This is a genomic window from Enterococcus sp. AMC1251, assembly GCF_058216535.1.
In genome coordinates this window covers 3224971-3243226 of sequence record NZ_CM177098.1, presented here as the reverse complement: position 1 = coordinate 3243226, position 18256 = coordinate 3224971, and the positions used below count along the sequence as shown (strand labels likewise).

Genomic DNA, 18256 nt, shown 5'->3' with positions numbered 1-18256 from the left:
ATCAATGATTATGAAGGAGTGTGTAATAGTATGCATTGGGCTTATGAAACAGCGAGTATGTTACTAAAAAAATATCCAAATAAGAGCGAGTTGACTTGCGCATCTGGGGTCAGTCCTTCTGGTTATATCCATGTTGGAAATTTCCGTGAAATTGTGACTACTTATTTTGTGACGGAAGCTTTGAAAGAATTAGGAGGGAATCCGCGATTTATCTTATCTTGGGATGATTATGATCGTTTAAGAAAAATCCCAGTAAATGTATCTGGTGTGAATGAAGAACAGATTGGACGTCCATATACAAAAGTCTCTTGCTCTTTCAATAAAGAAAGTTATGGCTCATTTTTTGAAGAGAGATTTGAAGCTGATTTAGCAAAAATGAGTATTAAACCTGAATATATATATGAAACCAAACGCTATGAATCCGGCGTATACGATAAATATATTGCAATAGCTATGGAGAAAAGAAAAGAAATCTATGATATTTTAGAAACATTCAGAACCGAAGCGCCGAGTGAAGAGGCACGAGAAAAGTACTACCCAATTTCTTTGTATTGTGATTTTTGTGAGCATGATAATACAACGATTACAAACTATGATGTAGAAACGAAAACGATTGATTATATTTGTCATTTTGGTCATTCGGGTTCGCAAATCATCGGTCAAAAACAGAAGGTGAAACTCCATTGGAAAGTCGATTGGCCAATGCGTTGGAATTTTGAAGGTGTTGTATTTGAGCCAGGAGGAAAAGATCATTCTTCAAAAAATGGCAGCTTTGATGTAGCCAAAATGGTAGCTACAAATATTTTTGATTATACAGCACCAAGCTACGAACCTTATGATTTTATAAATATCAAAGGACAAACACAAAAAATGTCTAGCTCAGCAGGGAATATTTTGACTCTAACAGATTTGTTGGCTATATACACACCAGAATTGATATTTTACCTTTACGCAAAATATCTACCAAAAGCTCAATTTGATATTGGTTTAGATAATGATGTATTGAAAAATTATACGGAATTTGAACGTAAAATATCAGAAGTAAAAAGTAATTCAGTGCAAGATGAACTAACGGAACAAATAATAAAATTGACTAAAATCGATCTTCAAAAAAAGTATCCCTCGTTTTCGCATACAGTTAGCATCTTATCTTTAACAAATAACGACCAAAAAATGGCTAAAGATATTCTTTTGAAGGAAGCACCATACACGGATGAAGAACTAAATCATATTGTTCCTAGAGCAGCCAGTTGGATTGAAAATGATGCTGAAGGTCATTTATTAACGATTCAAACAGAACAAGATAAAGACTATTTTGAAAATCTATCTGACGATATTAAAAAAACACTTGGTCAACTAGCAGAATTATTAAAAAACAATTCTGATCTAATAGGTGATGATTTGATGCAAGCAGTCTATGACTTGGTAAAGTCAGAAGATAAACAAGAACGACGTGCGAAACAAAAAGAATTATTTCAGGCGATTTATCAATTGACATTGAAAAAAAATAGCGGACCAAGAATGCCATTATTGATTCAAGTCATTGGGCGAAATAAATTTATAGAATTGATCAGTGTTTAATACCGTTTAAAAGCCAGTATAATCAAGTGATACCCAATGCCAAAAACAAGCGATATAGAAAAAGAAAACGTTTGAAAAATAGCAGTTGACGCTCGTTATTTGTATATGCTACAATCCATGTAATACATTATCTATTAAAATTAAATGTGAAGATAAGGAAAGTATTTTTCAGATAACTCAAAGAGAGTCTCGAATGGTGTGAAGAGGCAGTGAAGATGGAAATGAAAATGGCCTTTGAACAAATGGATCGAACACGTTAATATCCATTCAGGTACGCCTGTTACAGCGTCTCAGTATAGTTGTACTGAAAGAGTGGACTTATTAGTTAAGTCAATTGAAGGTGGTACCGCGAAAGTTTAAAACTCTCGTCCTTTTATAGGATGAGAGTTTTTTGTTGTGAATCACTACGATTGGCTATGCCAGAGTAGATGATGAACAATACTTGGCGAACGTAGTGAGAGAAGTTACCTTACTAGTGAATCACGCCACTTCGTTTCGATCACATCAATTTCTAAGAGCTAAAGCTCTAAGAATTGAAGGACTATGATTGGCTATGCCAGAATAGATGATGAACAATACTTGGCGAACGTAGTGAGAGAAGTTACCTTACTAGTGAATCACGCCACTTCGTTTCGATCACATCAATTTCTAAGAGCTAAAGCTCTAAGAATTGAAGGACTATGATTGGCTATGCCAGAGTAGATGATGAACAATACTTGGCGAACGTAGTGAGAGAAGTTACCTTAGTTAAATTGTTAAAATGAAAGAGGGATAGAATGACTGGATTATTAGAACGATTTATCCGATATGTTAAAGTCAATACTCGCTCTGATGCAGCGAGTCAAACAGTTCCGACAACATCAGGACAAGTGGACTTTGCAAGAATCATTGAAAAAGAATTAGCCGAAATTGGGCTTTCTGATATTCATTACAATGAAAAAAATGGTTTTTTAACGGCTATTTTACCTGCAACAACAAATGAAGATGTGCCAACGATCGGGTTTATTGCTCATTTGGATACAGCAGATTACAATGCTGAGAATATTCAACCAAACATTTTTCCAAACTATGATGGTCAAGCTGTTGTATTGAATGAAAAACTAGGAATCATCATGGAGACTGAGGAGTTTCCGAATCTGAAAGACTATATCGGTCAAACCTTAATCACAACAGATGGCACGACCTTATTAGGTGCAGATGACAAGGCAGGAATCGTGGAAATCATAGATGCAGTTGAGTATTTATTAGCACATCCCGAAATTCCACATGGAAAAGTATTACTAGCTTTTGGACCTGATGAAGAGATCGGTCGTGGTGCGGATCGTTTTGATGCAGAAAATTTTCCAGCAGCATTTGCCTATACAATAGACAGCGGAAGAGTTGGCTGCTTTGAATACGAAACGTTCAATGCGGCGCAAGCTGTTATCACAATTGAAGGTACAAGTGTCCATCCTGGAACGGCTTATGGCACGATGGTCAATGCCATTAAATTGGGTGAGAAAATAGATGCGCAGCTGCCTAAAGAAGAAGTTTCAGAAAAAACACGTGGACATGAAGGCTTTTATTTACTGACGAAATTTATTGGCAGCTTGGATCATGCTGAGTTGACATATATCATTAGAGATCATGATAAGGAGCTGTTTCAAAAAAGAAAGCACCGATTGGCTGAGATTGTCAGTGAATTGAATACTTCTTTTGACAAAGAACGGATCACAATCAATTTTCTAGACCAATATTACAACATGAAAGAGATCATCCAAAAAGATATGACACCTGTAGAACTTGCTGTTAACGCAATGGAAAATCTAGGGATCAAACCGGATATCCAACCTTTTCGTGGCGGAACCGATGGATCAAAAATCTCGTTCATGGGTATTCCGACTCCTAATTTATTTACAGGTGGCGAAAATTTTCATGGACAATATGAATTTATCACGCTTGAGTCAATGGAATTAGCAGCGAAAACCATCGTAGAGATCATTAAAGAAAATACACGTAAATCAAAAATTTGAGAAAAAGTTATGTTTTATATAAAAAATAGTTGACAATATTAGAATTTTCTAATATGATTGTCCTCAATAGCAAAGCTTTGAGAAAGAGGAGTAGCAACACTGGAACTTTTCAGAGAGCTGATGGGACTGCGAATCAGTAAGGAATGGGTTGTGAATGGACTTTCGAGCGAAATGTTGAATTTTAGTAGGCATTTTCGGGAACTCCCGTTATAGAGTAAGGTCGTTGATAGACGACTGATAAGAGGAAAGAATTTCTTTCAACCTTGAGGTGGCACCGTGAATTTTTCGCCCTCAAACCACAGATTTTGTGTGGTTTGAGGGCTTTTGTTGTTCATCACCACACTTTGTCTCGATTTCATTATTGTAAATCACGAAGAATGAAGTGATTCGATGATGCACAAGACAAGGCGTGCAAAGGGAGAAAAGTACCCTTACTAGGAATCACCAAACGCTCTAATCTGAGACGAGGAATAGCGAACGTGATCCAAACAACGATAAGTAACTACATGACGTTCACGTTGAATAATATAAAGTTACTAAGGGTTACCAAAAGAAAGACACTTTTCATTGAGGTGGTACCGTGGATACTATTATTCGCCCTCACAAAACAGATAGAAGTCTGTTTTGTGAGGGCTTTTTGTTTTACCGATAAAATCCAAGAAAAGAGGAAATCACATGCAATTAATCAAAGAAATCCAAGCAGATTATCTAACGGCGATATCCGCATTCTTAAGAATCAAAGGAAGTAACAAATGTCTTTTAGAAAGTATTCCCAGAGATAAAAGCAAAGGGCGTTATTCGGTCATTGCTTGGGATGCTGTTTCTGACATTACTTGTTTCGGTCATCAATTAACGATCGATGGGCAAACCAGGAACGTAGAAGATCAGTTAAAAGAAATTGAAAAGTATGTTTTGAAAAATGAAAAATACCTAAATGATCTTCCCTTTCAAGGCGGTGCGATTGGTTATGTTGGCTATGATGTAATCGCGTGCTATGAAGACTTAGGTGATCTGCCATTTGATGAACTGAATGTTCCTGATATTCACTTTTACTTATACGACTCTTACTTGATTTTTGATCATGTCGGTGAAAAAATTTTTTTGGTCGAAGCGAATACCTATTCCAAACGAAGTGAAGAAGTATTAAACGAGGCAATCAAGAAAAAAATAAAGGAACTGCAAACGCCAAACGAAGAAGAACATAAAAAAATCCATTTAAAACAATTAAATTACCAAAGTAACTTTACCAAGAAAAGCTTTGAACAAGTAGTGACTAAAGTAAAAGGCTTTATAAAGCAAGGCGATTTATTCCAAATGGTTCCCTCACAACGCTTAACAGCTGATTTTGAAGAAGAACCTTTCGATTATTACCGCAGATTGCGTGTTACCAATCCTTCAATGTATCTGTATTTTCTAGACTTTAGCGAAACGTATGTGATTGGATCATCTCCAGAAAGTCTAGTTAGTGTTAAAAACCAAATCGTAACAACTAATCCAATTGCAGGCACACGTAAGCGAGGACAAACGGTGGAACAAGATTTGACTTTAGAACAAGAGCTACTCACTGATGAAAAAGAATGTGCGGAGCATTTAATGTTGATTGATTTGGGGCGCAACGATGTTGGTAAAGTGAGTGAAATTGGCTCTGTGGACATCCCTGTTTATATGATCGTTGAAAAGTATCGCTTTGTGATGCATCTAGTATCCGTCGTGACAGGAAAATTGAAAAAAGGATTGACTGCGATGGATGCGTTAAAAGCAACGCTACCCGCTGGAACAGTCAGTGGTGCGCCGAAAATTCGAGCGATGCAGCGTATTTACGAAATCGAACCAGTCAAGCGAAATATTTATGCGGGAGCTGTCGGTTACTTATCTAAAAATGACCAAGCCGATTTTGCTATTGCGATAAGAACGATGGTCATCCATAAAAATAAAGCGTATGTACAAGCAGGGGCTGGTATTGTTTATGACTCAAATACTACGAAAGAATATGAAGAAACGTTGCAAAAAGCCAAAGCACTTTTGGAGGTGGGAAAATGATTTTATTGATCGATAATTATGATTCATTTACACATAATCTTACTCAAATGATTGGGAAATACCACGATGTAGTGATCGTTCGAAATGATTCAGCTGATGTTCTTTATTTAGCAAAAAAAGCTGATGCAATTGTCATTTCACCAGGACCAGGAACGCCCGCAGAAACAGGCTATGTAAAAGAAGTGATCCAGCAATTTTACCAACAGAAACCATTATTAGGTATTTGTTTAGGGCATCAAGCAATTGGTGAAGTATTTGGTGCTAAAGTGATAAGAGCTAAAGAAATTCGTCACGGTAAACCATCCGTTATTATAACGGATGAGGCCAGTCGACTTTTCAAAGGAATCTCCGATGAACGTTCCGTTATGCGCTATCACTCATTAGTAATCGATCAAAAAACACTACCAAAAGAATTCATCGTTACAGCAACTACGACAGATGATCAGGAAATCATGGCGATCGAACATCAAATATATCCTGTTTTTGGTCTTCAATTTCATCCAGAATCAATCGAAACGTCAATTGGTGTAGTGATGATTAAAAATTTTATCCAACTCATGGAGGAACAACGATATGAAAGATCTATTTGAGAAAGTTTTTAGAAAGGAACATTTGTCACGTATGGAGGCGCAGCAAGTAGCAGAAAAAATCTTTGAAGGTCAACTAACAGACAGCCAAATTGCAGCGTTTCTAACGGCATTAAAATGTAACGGAGAAACAGCAGAAGAGATGGCAGGAATCGCTGAAACGATTCAGCGAAAAGCGGTAACTATCGATTGTCAAAAAGAAAATGTCATGGATAATTGTGGAACCGGTGGCGATCGATCAGATAGTTTCAATATTAGTACAACAGCAGCATTTGTTTTAGCTGCAGGCGGTGTAACGGTCGCTAAACATGGCAATCGCAGTATTTCCAGTAAATCGGGTAGTGCAGATATTTTTGAATGTCTAGGTGTAGACATTGCCCTTTCACCAGATAAATTAAGTACTGTATTAAATGAAGTCGGTCTAGCCTTTCTGTTTGCGCCTCATATACATCCAAAAATGAAATATGTCATGAACGTTCGTAAAGAATTGGGTACTCCAACAATCTTAAATTTGATTGGTCCATTGACGAATCCAGTGCGTTTGAACTCGCAATTAATGGGAACCTATCGACGAGATTTGTTGGAAGAAACGGCAAAAACATTAGGGGAATTAGGACGTAAACGGGCGGTGGTGGTTAATGGTTCAGGTGGATTGGATGAAGCAACGCTAGCTGGAACAACACATTTTGCTTTGTTAGAAGAAGAGCGTATCACTATGCATACGATCGAACCGGAAGCGTTTGGATTTGTTCGTCTTCCCATAGAAGCGATTCGTGGTGGAAATGCTGAGCAAAACACTGAGCTACTATTATCTATTTTGAAAAATCAGGCAAGTCCCTATTTAGATACTGTTTTATTAAATGCTGGCTTAGGTTTTTTCAGCAATGGAAAAGTATCAACTGTTCAAAACGGAATCATATTAGCGAAAGAATGTGTAGCTAGCGGTGCAGCATTTGATAAACTGCAACAGCTGATCCAAGTCCAAAAGGAGGTTGCTTAAATGGATTTTTTAGAAAAAATTATCAATGAAAAGAAACAAGAAGTGAATGTGATGCCGTTGGAAAGAGTTCAACCACTGCGGAAAACAGACTCATTTTATCAGCAAGTCAAAGATCATCCTGAAAAAATGCATATCATTGGAGAAGTCAAAAGAACTTCCCCGTCCAAAGGTGCAATCAATTTATCCGTTAACGTGATCGAACAGGCAAAAGCATATGAACAAGCAGGCGTTACAGCAATTTCTGTATTAACAGATGCAGTTTTCTTCAAAGGATCTATCGACGACCTAAGGCAAGTTGCTTCACAAGTGACGATCCCTGTTTTATGCAAAGATTTTGTCATTGATGAAAAACAACTGATTCGAGCAAGAAATGCTGGGGCAACGATTATTTTACTGATTGTATCGGCTTTGTCTAATCGAAGATTGGCAGAATTGTATAAAAAAGCAACAGCATTAGGCCTAGAAGTTTTAGTAGAAGTCCATGATGAAGAGGAGCTGAGGATTGCTGAAGCGTTATCGGCACAATTGATTGGTGTGAATAACCGAAATTTGAAAACTTTTGTTGTTTCGATCGGAGTGAGTCAAACATTGGGGAATAAACAAAACACAAATGCAGTTTATATCAGTGAATCAGGTTTTTCAACTAACGAACAAGTCACTCTTGTGAAAGAAAACTATCCAGCTATTTTAGTGGGAGAAGGCTTGATGCGAGAAAATGATCCGAAAGCTAAAGTCAAAGAATTACAGGTCTTGCGATGAAAGTGAAAATATGTGGATTGAAAACCAAAGAACAGGTAGACGTAGCAGTAGCACATGGAGCAAATTATCTCGGTTTTATCTTTGCTAAAAGTAAACGTCAGATCACACCTGAAAAAGCCAAAGAGATCACGAAAAATGTTCCAAAAAATGTAAAAAAAGTAGGTGTCTTTGTTTCACCAAGCCAATCAGAAGTAGAAGGAATTAGCCAACAAGCAGGTCTTGATATGGTACAAATTCATGGAACATTAACAGCAGAAAACTTTTCTATACCATTGATTCGAGCGATACAAGTTGACGGAAAGGAGCAAGAAAAACGCATGAAAGCAACAACCGCAGAATTTCTACTCTTCGATGCACCGCCCAAACAATTTGTCGGTGGCAACGGCGAAGTTTTCGATTGGCAACAATTAGACACTAGCGCTATCAAAAATAAAAAAATCATTATTGCAGGTGGTCTAACTCTAGAAAATGTGCAACAAGCCAAACAAAAATTTAACCCATACGCTGTCGATGTATCCAGTGGAGTTGAAAGTAACGGAGAGAAAGATCTAAAAAAAATCATCGCTTTTTTAGAGAAAGCTATCTAGCTTTGCGGGCTAGATTCTCGAGAAAAAGATAAAAATTGAAAGTGAGGAAAATTATGTATAATCAACCAGTCCAAGGGTTTTACGGAGATTTCGGAGGACAATTTGTCCCCGAAACATTGATGTATGCCGTCAAGGAATTAGAGGAAGTTTATGAAGCATCAAAAAAAGATGAAGCATTTCAATCAGAACTAAATTATTATTTAAAACAATACGTTGGACGGGAAAATCCGTTGTATTTTGCAGAACGTTTAACCGATTTAGCGAGTGGCGCTAAAATTTATCTAAAAAGAGAAGATTTGAATCACACGGGTGCTCACAAAATCAACAATACGATTGGACAAATTTTGCTAGCGAAAAAAATGGGTAAGAAAAAAGTTGTTGCTGAAACAGGAGCAGGGCAACATGGCGTAGCCACTGCTACAGTTGCGGCTTTATTTGGGATGGAATGTACGATTTTTATGGGATCGGTCGATGTGGCTCGTCAATCGTTGAATGTTTTTCGAATGGAATTATTAGGCGCCAAAATTGAAAATGTGACGTCAGGTAGCCAAACGTTGAAAGATGCGGTAAACGAAGCGTTACGCTTTTGGGTCGCTAATGTTGAAGATACTCATTACGTGATGGGTTCTGTTTTAGGCCCGCATCCATTTCCTGAAATCGTCCGAGATTATCAAAGTATTATTGGAATTGAAGCAAGACGCCAATTTTTAGAAGTAGAAAACAAATTACCAGATGCAGTTGTTGCGTGTGTTGGTGGTGGTAGTAATGCGATGGGAATATTCTATCCGTTTGTCAATGATGATGTCGCGTTGATTGGTGTTGAAGCAGCAGGGGTGGGATTAGATACAGCATCACATGCAGCATCGATCACTAAAGGAAAAACAGGCGTATTGCATGGTGCACTGATGAAGCTATTACAAGATGATGATGGACAAATTTTAGAAGCTTTCTCGATTTCAGCAGGACTGGATTATCCTGGAATTGGACCAGAGCATTGTCATTTAAATGAAACGCAACGAGCAAGTTATGAATCAGTAACGGATCAAGAAGCATTAGATGCTTTTAAAATTTTATGCCAAACAGAAGGAATCATTCCAGCTCTAGAAAGTTCTCATGCCGTTAGTCATGCACTAAAAGTTGCAAAAGAACTTGGCTCGGATAAACAAATCATCGTTTGCCTTTCAGGTCGTGGGGATAAAGATGTACAGCAAATCAAAGGATTGTTTGAACAGGAGGGGAACCGATGAAAACATTAACGAGACAATTGAAAGCAAAACAACAAGCGAACGAAACGATTTTTGTTCCTTATATCATGGCAGGTGCACAAGGATTGGATCAATTAGCAGATGAAATTCAGCTATTAGCTGATGCTGGTGCAAGTGCAATCGAATTAGGGATTCCGTTTTCTGATCCAGTAGCGGATGGTCCGGTTATTCAAGTAGCTGGTCTAAGAGCATTGGAAAAAAATGTAACCTTGAAAAAGATAATTCAACAGCTAAAACAAATAAAAACAACCACACCGTTAGTGCTTATGACCTATTTTAATCCAATTTTTTCCTATGGCTTAGAAACGTTCATTGAAGAATTAACTCAAACAGATGTAAAAGGATTAATTATTCCTGATTTACCCTATGAGCATCAAAAATTAGTAATACCATTGCTAAAAGATAGTGATATTTCATTGATTCCGTTGATTGCATTAACCACACCCAAAAAACGAATTCCTGAGTTGGTAGAATCAGGAGAAGGATTTATTTATGCGGTAGCAATCAATGGTGTAACAGGAGTTGGACGAAATTATCAAAAAACGTTAGATGAGCATTTAGCATATATCCAAAAAATCAGTGATAAGCCAGTTCTAGCAGGATTTGGCATTTCTTCTAAAGAACATGTTATGCGTTTAAAAAAAAGTTGTGCGGGTGTGATCGTAGGAAGTAAAATCGTTCAACTGCTTAGTGAAGGAAAACAAGCAGAAGTTAAAGCGTTTATTGAAGAAGCAGTAACTAATTAATTGTAAAAGACTTATTTTTCCTCTTGTATTGGAATGTTTTTTTCTGTAAAGTAGTATGAAAAGCAGGTGTAATTATGAAAATCCTTATTAATCGGAATTTAATTTTTGCAGAGAATCAAGTTTTAGAAACGCAACGTTTAAAGCTACGCCCTATAACGCTAAATGATACAAAAGATATGTATGAATATGCATCAGATGAAAAAACTGTTACCTATGTTTTTCCAGTTCATCAGTCTATTAAAGACACAAAAGAAAGTATTTCAAATTATTTTATGTCAGCGCCGTTAGGAAAATATGGGATTGAACTAAAAGACACAAAGAAACTTATCGGAACGGTCGATTTACGTGTAGAAGACCAATACAACATTGCAGAAATCGGCTACGCATTGAATCGAGATTTTTGGGGTAAAGGTTATATGCCTGAAGCGGCTAGTGAAATTTTACGTCTAGGATTCGAAAAATTACAATTGATGAGGATTTTTGCAACTCATGATATTGACAATCCTCAATCTGGTCGTGTGATGGAAAAAATTGGCATGAAAATAGAAGGTAGAATCCCGAATGCTCGTATGTGGAAGGAGAAAGTTGTTACAGATATGATGCTCGGTATCACTTTAGAAGAGTGGCAGAAATTACACAACTAACCCACAGAATCACTTGAAGGAGAAATGAATACATGCTAATGTTTACTGAAAAAGATTTTGAGATTTTCAAAATAGAAGGCTTAGAGCCAAGAATGACTGGTATTCGTTCAACCATTCAACCAAAATTTCAAGAATTAGATGATTATTTTGCTGAAAAATTAGGTAAAAAAATCGAAACAGAATTTTTTGTGCATATCGCTCAACATCGGCGTAGAACGGTTTACCCACCTGAAAATACGTGGTCTGCTTTAAGTCAGAAAAAGCGTGGCTATAAGATGGAAGCTCATTTTCAATTAGGGATATGGCCGGATTATCTTTTCATGTGGTTATCATTGATTGATAATCCTAAAAATGAAAAAGCGATTGCGCAAGCTTTTTTAGAGAATCAAGCATTATTTGAACAATTAGATGATGACTTTTATTTGTCGATCGATCATACACAACCTGAGATCGAACGTTTGAATGAAGCTGATTTAGCGAAACAGTTAACACGCTTTCGTGATGTAAAAAAAGGGGAATGTCAAATTGGACGAATTATTAGAAAGACAGATGATTTGTTGAATGACCCAGAAAAAGCTCTTGAGTATATGTTGCAGACTTATGAAGAATTATTGCCTTTATATCAGTTGGCGATTAAGGTGCAGAAAGAAGTAGAATAAGCTAGTCAAAGAGGACGAAAAAACTAGAGGTCTATGCTTTATAAGGAACGCTCAAACTGAGGAGCTATTTTATAAACAAACGAGGCAGTTTAGGTAGTAAAAGCTATAGTATCTTAAAAAAGGAACCCTGTTAGAATAACTATCCTGACAGAGTTTCTTTTTTATATTACTGTACACCTATCTGATTTAACGGATAATATCTGAAATAAACAACACCCACAATAGCCTCTTTATCTACAAAGCCAAAATACCGACTATCATCCGCTTTTCTGCGATTATCCCCCAACACAAAATATTTTCCATCTGGAACAACAGTTGCTGGACCTGCCGCACTATTTGATAAAGTAAAGTTAGCTGTCAAAGGTTGACCATCCGTCAATTCTTTCTTTTCTTCATCTAAATAAGGCTCGTCATACTTCTTATCATTGATGTACAATTGGTCATTTTCCATCCGAATTGTATCACCAGGCAATCCAACAACTCGCTTAACAATTCGTTTTCCGTCACGCGGGCTGGGGAAAGTTGCGATATCAAATCGCTTTGGACTAATCAAAGAGGTTTGCCACAAACGATCGGATTCATGATAAGTTGGTTCCATCGAAATTCCAACGACTTGTACAGGTGTTAAAATAAATGTTCTTAAAAAAAGTATAAATAGTAAAATCAGTGCAAACTGTATTACGCTATAAAGCGTACCATATTTCTTTTTCATAAATAAACTCCTTTTTATTTATTGTTTTTTTTAGTATATCAGAATATCTTTGATAAATGGGAAGAAAAATTGATAAAATTATGCTTTTCTATTTTTTGAAGAGATACCGAAGCAAATATTTTGTTGTCATTTCTAAATTTTGCTATACTTTCTATAGAACTTATCGGTCGATAAGGAGGAGGGGAACTATGTTTTTAGCTTGGAATGAAATAACGCGCTCAAAATTACGTTATGCACTGATTATTAGTGTAATGTTTTTGATTTCTTACTTGGTCTTCTTTTTAATGGGATTAGCGTATGGATTGGCACAAGATAATCGAACGGCAGTGGATAAATGGCAGGCTGATGGCATCGTGTTGTCAGATGAATCGAATACCAATATCAATATGTCGATGATCCCAATTAAATCAATAGATGAAGTTGAAGCAAAAGAAAAAGCTTCATTAGGGCAAACCGCGGCGGTAATTCAATTGGATAAAAAGAATGCAGAAAAAATTAATGCTAGCTTTTTTGGTATCAACAAAGAGGAATTTTTAATGCCAAATATTGTTGAAGGGAAACCATTCACGAACGACGACGAAGCAGTTGTGGATAATAGTTTGAAAGAAGAAAACGACGTCAAACTTGGGGACACAATAAAACTATCTGCTAGTGATAAAAAGCTCAAAGTTGTAGGTTTTACAGACAATGCAAAATTTAACGTTGCACCAGTATTGTATGTATCAACAAATGCTTTTCAACAGATTCGTTTTGAAAAAAATGATACTTCTGAAAATGCTCGTGTGAATGCGATCGTTTTTCGTGCAAAGGATGGTTCACTAAAAAATGTTCACTTAAATGAAGATGATCTGACTAGCTACAGTATTGCAAAATTTATTAATGAATTACCTGGATATAGCGCTCAGGTATTGACGTTTGGGTTTATGATCGGATTCTTGATAGTGATTGCCGCAATTGTTATAGGGATTTTCATCTATGTCTTGACTATGCAAAAATCAAATATCTTCGGAATCATGAAAGCGCAGGGGATTTCAGGTTCATACATTGCAGTCTCTGTTATTGTACAAACGTTTGTATTGGCAATTTTTGGGATAGGTTTAGGGTTACTTGGAACAGTGGGAACGTCCTTAGTGTTGCCAACAGCTGTTCCGTTTCAGAGTAATTGGCTATTTTTCCTATCAATTGGTGGGATAATGTTGGTTATTGCGGTTTTAGGTGCGCTATTTTCAGTTCGGACGATTGTTAAAATTGATCCACTAAAAGCAATTGGATAGAAAGGAGTTAGTTTATAATGAAAGCAATTGAATTTTTATCTGTGGATAAGAAGTTTTTAGATGGAGATACGACAATTGAAGCGTTGAAATCCACTAATTTTTCTGTGGAAAAAGGTCAATTTGTTGCAGTGATCGGCCCAAGTGGTTCTGGAAAAAGCACCTTTTTGACACTTGCTGGCGGATTACAAACACCAACAAGCGGTGAAGTTAAGATTAATAATCAAGTATTTAGTAAAGAAAATGAAAAATCACGGTCTAAGATCCGTTTTTCAGAAATTGGTTTTATTTTACAAGCGTCGAATTTAGTTCCATTTTTAACGGTGGAAAAGCAGCTACGTTTGGTGGATAAAGTCAAAAAAGAAACGACGGATATAGATAAGGTCAACAAGTTATTAACAGAATTAGGAATTGAGAAGCTAAAGAAAAAATATCCTGATGAGATTTCTGGTGGAGAACGTCAAAGAGTGGCGATTGCTCGGGCGTTGTATAATGATCCGTCAATTATCTTAGCCGATGAACCTACAGCAAGTTTAGATTCGGATCGGGCGTTCGAGGTAGTAAAGATATTGGCAAGGGAAACAAAAGAAAAAAATAAAGCGACGATTATGGTGACACATGATCAGCGTTTAATCGACTTTTGTGATGAAGTATTTGTAATGAAAGATGGCGTATTAGAGAAGCAGAAATAATTATGAGCCTAACGGGGTCAGAGAAACGTATTTAGTTTTGAGAAATAAGCTCCTTTTTTTTAACCGTTTACTTGGATTTAGAGTGTGGAGCAAAACTGATTTTTAGTTTTATCCTACTCTTTTTGTATTTTGATCTTTTTAAGTATTTAATATTCGCGAACCTGCTTGAGGATAAAAGAGCGGAGATTTAGGCGGTAGATTTTGTCCTTGAACGGTTTATTCATTGTTCAATAAAATATATTTTAATTTTTTAAGTATTATTGGTTTCGTATTATTAAGAACGTTAGACCGTTATAAATTAAATCAAGACTAAACCTATGTGTTTTATTTAAGCATATTTTTAGGTAGTTTTCTTGATTTATTATTTCCGTCTTCATTCGGCCAAGCAATTGGTGGGCGTTCTTTATGATTTTAATAGGGTCTAGCTAACTGTGCTTAATAACAATCTTCCTCACCAAGGATAAAAGAGATCTACATTACATTCAAATTCTTTTTGATAAGGCATTACACTTCCTATAAAGCTATTCGATTTGTCAGAGTTAAAATAACCATGGAAATCGAGTGAACCCATGGGATTTTTTTTGTTTCTGTAAAAGTAAGAGAATCAATATGGTTGTAGTTGTACTTAAAAAATAGTTCAATTCGCTCTTTTTGTTTGTTTATATAATCGTTATAACTGTAGCAATTCAATTCTACGTTATTGTGTCCTTTTTATGTCATAATTAAATGCAAGCATAACATGAGGAGGACAACAATGAGTAAGACAGATAAAAAATTTTTTGATATAACTACTGGAGCGTATCAAGGGTTACAAATAGGAAATATCTAAAACAGTAAAAAAACCTTGCTCGAAAGAACAAGGTTTCTAAAGATTAGATGAAAGTTTAGAGAAAAGCAATTTCTTGGAGTTGGGCGCGTTTCTTCCAACCTACTATCAATCTTAAAGTTTTTGGTTGTAGTATTCAACGACAAGAGCTTCGTCGATATCAGGGTATAATTCATCACGTTCTGGTAAACGAGTGAAGCTACCTTCTAATTTTTCAGCGTCAAAGCTTACGAATGCTGGACGTCCAACGGTTGCTTCGATAGCTTCTTTTACAGTCACGATATTTTGAGATTTTTCACGAACAGAAATCACTTGACCAACTTCAACGTGGTATGAAGGGATATCTACGCGTTTGCCATCAACAGTCACGTGACCGTGGTTTACTAATTGACGTGCTTGACGACGAGTAGTTGCAAGGCCTAAACGGTAAACGACGTTGTCTAAACGTTGTTCTAGTAAGATCATGAAGTTAACACCATGTTTACCTTCTTTAATCTTGCTTGCTTTAATAAACAAGTTAACGAATTGACGTTCGTTCATACCGTACATATGACGTAATTTTTGTTTTTCAGTTAATTGCATACCGTATTCAGAAACTTTACCACGGCTGTTTGGTCCGTGTTGTCCTGGTTTGTATGGGCGACGTGCTAGTTCTTTACCAGTTCCTGATAGAGAGATACCTAGACGACGAGAGATTTTCCATGATGGTCCTGTATAACGTGACATTAAAAATTCCTCCAATAAAATAAGTTTTTTGGAGTAAAATAATCTTCTGAAAAATTCATATTCGTTCAGTTCATTCTTCAACCTTCGCCCTTTGCAGCCGTGGTTACGCAGTTGAACCTGAAAAGAAAAGCTGATAAAGCTTGTCTAAAAAAATGAGTGAAAGTAAGAAGGAAAAACTTTTGTGACAAGTATTGTCACAATGATTTTTCAGTTTATCACTGAGTTTTTTAGCTTTAGAAGCTAGACATCAAGGCAATGAATTGTTGACGAGTCTATTATTTTTCTGCTGCATTATTTTACACAAAGATCAGTATAGCGCAAAATGAGTGGGAACTCAAGCTTTTTATTAAGTAAAGCCAGATAGTTATCACTTGCCAGAAGGATCACCAACCTAAATTTCCCAAAAATATATAGCTTTCATTTTATAAACAGGCGTCAAAAAAGGTTGAAAGCAAGTTGACAGTGAGAGGATTTAGCTGATATTGTGAAAAAATGTGTGTTTCAGTGAAAAAGCACTAGACAAAATCCTTGCGGGTCTTTAGAATGGTAAAGGATGTTTTTGAAAATATAAGAATGAAAACAAATTGAAAAGGAGAAATATAATGAAACCTGTGTCGCCATTATTTGAGCAGATCGACAAATCAATTAGTAAAAAAATGAATTTATTCCAAAGCAGTTTTATGCGTTACGCTTTTCGTGCAATGCTAGCTTGTATGTTTTTAACGTTAGGAACAGCAGTTGCTTTTGCGATTGCTATGAAAGGTGAAGATATCGCACATGGTTTAGGAAAAATGCTCTATGCGTTTATGTTTAGCTGGTCACTTGTCATGATTCTTTATATGAACGCTGAACTGGGAACATCGAACATGTTGTACATGTCAGTCGGAGTTTATCGTAAAAAAATCAACTTCTCGTTTGCAGCAAAAATTCTATTTGCTTGTATTTTCTTTAACTTAGTTGGCGGGGTTCTGTTTGGCTATTTGATTTCTTTGACTGTTCCGTATCAAGATTTAGCGCCAGATAGTTTTTTCTTTACTTCAATTGCTGGGAAATTAAATAAAACGACCACACAGATATTAGTCGAAGCAATTTTTGCAAATATTGTTGTAAATACAGCCGTGTTAGTAAGTATGCGTATGAAAGATGATGCAGGTAAAGTTGCAGCAATCATTTTTATCATCTTTATCTTTGCTTTCTTAGGATATGAGCACGTTATCGCTAACTTCCCTGCATTTAGCTTAGCGTATTTCGCTTCCCACGGGACAATGGCGGCTATGACTGTTAGCAGCGTAGCACATAATCTGTTTTTTGCACTAATCGGTAACTTTATCGGTGGGGGCTTAGTGATGGGTTTAGGCTATGCTTGGTTAAATAATGCAGATACAACTTATGTAGATTAAGTAATTTCGAGGCTGAGACGGGAGTTCCGTTTCAGCTTTTTTTGCGATTTAAAGTTATTTGAAGTAAGATAAAAGGAAGCGTAGAAAAAAGGAGTAATGGAATGAACGAAGTAGTTTTTCCAAAAAATAAAGACAAGGCAGAACAAATGTCGGCTTACATGAAGCATTTATTTCCTTTTGCAGGTGTTGCGGCACCAAAGCGCGCATTGCTAGAGAAAGAGTCATTAAAAGCAAGCGAAAGACTATCATTTGTAGAGTTGTTTGATTTAATTAGTTTTTATTATAATAAATCAGAGCGAGAATACCAATATGCCGCAATTGATCTAGCAACAACCAACTTCAAACGATTTTCTTTGGAAGAAATGCTAAGCTTTAAGCCTTTTGTGATCGAAAAGGCTTGGTGGGACAGTGTGGATGCGTGGCGTAAATGTTTTGGACTTTGGGGATTTCAGAATTTAGCAAAAATGCCTCAGTTATTTGAAGCTTTTTTTGGTGAAGAAGATTTTTGGTACAGAAGAATTGCAATCAATCTACAATTATTATACAAGGAAAAAACAAACACTGCGTTATTGAAAAAAGCGATTATTTATGATAAAACTACAGATGAGTTCTTTATTCAAAAAGCAATTGGCTGGTCCTTGCGTCAATATAGTAAAACGGATCCGGCCTGGGTTCAAACGTTGATTGAGACGACTGAATTAAGCCCTTTAGCTGTTAGAGAAGGCAGTAAATATTTGTCAAAACCATAG

18 protein-coding genes and 2 other annotated features are annotated in these 18256 nt (G+C 36.4%); of the genes, 15 read left to right on the top strand and 3 right to left on the bottom strand.

What is annotated here, in order from left to right; all coding sequences use genetic code 11:
• The first annotated feature begins 30 nt into the window (after window positions 1-30).
• From lysS to AC4BBR_RS15300, 11 genes are all read left to right on the top strand, one after another.
• Entirely contained in the window at window positions 31-1581 is a 1551-nt protein-coding gene (lysS, locus tag AC4BBR_RS15350; RefSeq protein ID WP_490460343.1) for a lysine--tRNA ligase, read from the top strand.
• Window positions 1582-1721: 140 nt separating this feature from the next.
• Window positions 1722-1957 (top strand) — a binding site (T-box leader).
• Between the two features lie 400 nt (window positions 1958-2357).
• On the top strand, window positions 2358-3593 hold the full coding sequence (gene pepT, locus AC4BBR_RS15345) for a peptidase T (protein WP_490460342.1): 1236 nt from the start codon (window positions 2358-2360) through the stop codon (window positions 3591-3593).
• 68 nt (window positions 3594-3661) lie between these two features.
• Window positions 3662-3889, top strand: a binding site (T-box leader).
• 379 nt (window positions 3890-4268) lie between these two features.
• Window positions 4269-5633 (top strand): anthranilate synthase component I, encoded by a 1365-nt coding sequence (gene trpE, locus AC4BBR_RS15340; protein ID WP_490460341.1) that lies wholly within the window; start codon window positions 4269-4271, stop codon window positions 5631-5633.
• Complete coding sequence (locus AC4BBR_RS15335; protein WP_490460340.1) at window positions 5630-6223, top strand: anthranilate synthase component II; 594 nt, start codon at window positions 5630-5632, stop codon at window positions 6221-6223. The genes trpE and AC4BBR_RS15335 overlap by 4 nt, the downstream gene beginning before the upstream one ends.
• Window positions 6207-7220, top strand: coding sequence for an anthranilate phosphoribosyltransferase (gene trpD, locus AC4BBR_RS15330; protein WP_490460339.1), 1014 nt, complete (start codon window positions 6207-6209; stop codon window positions 7218-7220). The genes AC4BBR_RS15335 and trpD overlap by 17 nt, the downstream gene beginning before the upstream one ends.
• Complete coding sequence (gene trpC / locus AC4BBR_RS15325) at window positions 7221-7979, top strand: indole-3-glycerol phosphate synthase TrpC (RefSeq protein WP_490460338.1); 759 nt, start codon at window positions 7221-7223, stop codon at window positions 7977-7979.
• Window positions 7976-8566, top strand: coding sequence for a phosphoribosylanthranilate isomerase (locus AC4BBR_RS15320; protein ID WP_490460337.1), 591 nt, complete (start codon window positions 7976-7978; stop codon window positions 8564-8566). Before trpC ends, AC4BBR_RS15320 begins: the two co-directional genes overlap by 4 nt.
• Window positions 8567-8619: 53 nt before the next feature.
• Window positions 8620-9813 carry a tryptophan synthase subunit beta gene (gene trpB, locus AC4BBR_RS15315; protein ID WP_490460336.1) on the top strand — a complete coding sequence of 398 codons (1194 nt, stop codon included), beginning with the start codon at window positions 8620-8622 and terminating at the stop codon, window positions 9811-9813.
• Window positions 9810-10577 carry a tryptophan synthase subunit alpha gene (gene trpA, locus AC4BBR_RS15310; RefSeq protein WP_490460335.1) on the top strand — a complete coding sequence of 256 codons (768 nt, stop codon included), beginning with the start codon at window positions 9810-9812 and terminating at the stop codon, window positions 10575-10577. The genes trpB and trpA overlap by 4 nt, the downstream gene beginning before the upstream one ends.
• A gap of 74 nt (window positions 10578-10651) precedes the next feature.
• Complete coding sequence (locus AC4BBR_RS15305) at window positions 10652-11221, top strand: GNAT family N-acetyltransferase (RefSeq protein ID WP_490460334.1); 570 nt, start codon at window positions 10652-10654, stop codon at window positions 11219-11221.
• Between the two features lie 32 nt (window positions 11222-11253).
• Window positions 11254-11880: a DUF1054 domain-containing protein gene (locus AC4BBR_RS15300; protein WP_490460333.1), complete on the top strand. Its 627-nt coding sequence runs from the start codon at window positions 11254-11256 to the stop codon at window positions 11878-11880.
• A 166-nt stretch (window positions 11881-12046) separates the two neighbouring features.
• Here AC4BBR_RS15300 and lepB read toward each other — a convergent pair whose 3' ends face one another.
• On the bottom strand, window positions 12047-12592 hold the full coding sequence (gene lepB, locus AC4BBR_RS15295; RefSeq protein WP_490460332.1) for a signal peptidase I: 546 nt from the start codon (window positions 12590-12592) through the stop codon (window positions 12047-12049).
• A 188-nt stretch (window positions 12593-12780) separates the two neighbouring features.
• Here lepB and AC4BBR_RS15290 point away from each other — a divergent pair, with 188 nt between their 5' ends.
• Entirely contained in the window at window positions 12781-13866 is a 1086-nt protein-coding gene (locus tag AC4BBR_RS15290) for an ABC transporter permease (RefSeq protein ID WP_490460331.1), read from the top strand.
• Window positions 13867-13883: 17 nt separating this feature from the next.
• Window positions 13884-14555 carry an ABC transporter ATP-binding protein gene (locus AC4BBR_RS15285; RefSeq protein ID WP_490460330.1) on the top strand — a complete coding sequence of 224 codons (672 nt, stop codon included), beginning with the start codon at window positions 13884-13886 and terminating at the stop codon, window positions 14553-14555.
• A gap of 513 nt (window positions 14556-15068) precedes the next feature.
• Here the strand turns inward: AC4BBR_RS15285 and AC4BBR_RS15280 are convergent.
• A complete protein-coding gene (locus AC4BBR_RS15280; RefSeq protein ID WP_490460329.1) occupies window positions 15069-15245 on the bottom strand; it encodes a DUF1433 domain-containing protein in 177 nt (58 codons plus the stop codon).
• A 250-nt stretch (window positions 15246-15495) separates the two neighbouring features.
• Window positions 15496-16107 (bottom strand): 30S ribosomal protein S4, encoded by a 612-nt coding sequence (rpsD, locus tag AC4BBR_RS15275; protein WP_490460328.1) that lies wholly within the window; start codon window positions 16105-16107, stop codon window positions 15496-15498.
• Between the two features lie 602 nt (window positions 16108-16709).
• Here rpsD and AC4BBR_RS15270 point away from each other — a divergent pair.
• Window positions 16710-17507: a formate/nitrite transporter family protein gene (locus AC4BBR_RS15270; RefSeq protein WP_490460327.1), complete on the top strand. Its 798-nt coding sequence runs from the start codon at window positions 16710-16712 to the stop codon at window positions 17505-17507.
• A 101-nt stretch (window positions 17508-17608) separates the two neighbouring features.
• Window positions 17609-18256: a DNA alkylation repair protein gene (locus tag AC4BBR_RS15265; RefSeq protein WP_490460326.1), complete on the top strand. Its 648-nt coding sequence runs from the start codon at window positions 17609-17611 to the stop codon at window positions 18254-18256.